The organism is Methylobacterium sp. CCH5-D2 (assembly GCF_001556475.1).
Lineage (GTDB): Bacteria > Pseudomonadota > Alphaproteobacteria > Rhizobiales > Beijerinckiaceae > Methylobacterium > Methylobacterium hispanicum.
In genome coordinates, this window is sequence record NZ_LSIX01000624.1 from 1 (window position 1) to 643 (window position 643).

The window sequence follows — 643 nt, forward strand, 5'->3', positions numbered from 1 at the left end:
TGGCGCTCCGCCTCGGTCCCGCCGGGCCCCGGCGGCTTGCGTGCCGCCGCACCCCGGACCGGCTCGCGCTGTCCGGCAAGGGCAACCGGGCCCGAGGCCGGCATCGCGACCTCGCGCGGCCCTGCGGCCAGGGCCTCGGGGCGGCTCACCTCGCCGAGCCCGTTTCCCATCGCCATCATGGTCTCGCGGAAAGCCCGGTGCTGGCCACCGTCCTCGTACACCAGCCGGACGGCCGGCGTCCCGCTCGCCACGAGGGCGGCGACCTGCCGCTCGTCGTCCGCCTGCTTCCGCGCGACCGCGCCGGCCGTGGCCTCGTCGCCGCCGGCATCGAACACGTAGCGACCGCCCGCGGCGCCGACGACCGGCTCGGCCCACGTCACCTCGAAGCGGTCGGACCCCTCCTTGAGGTTCCTCCAGAACGCGACGTTCGGATCCTGCCGATGCCGGGCCAGGTTCTCCGGGGTCATGCGGAACGGATAGGATTGGAACTGGACGGCACGCTGCCCGCCCGCGAAGGCCTCGCGCACCACGGCATAGAGCTCCGAGATCGCCTCGTCCGTCATCGCGAAGCAGCCCCGCGACGAGCAGGAGCCGTGCACCATCAGGTGCGCGCCGGTGCGTCCCAGGGAGCGGTCGTACTCGT

1 pseudogene is annotated in these 643 nt (G+C 74.2%); it reads right to left on the reverse strand.

Annotated features, from left to right (window positions below):
- Positions 1-643 (reverse strand): annotated as a pseudogene (locus AX737_RS16750) (hypothetical protein); the annotation flags it as partial.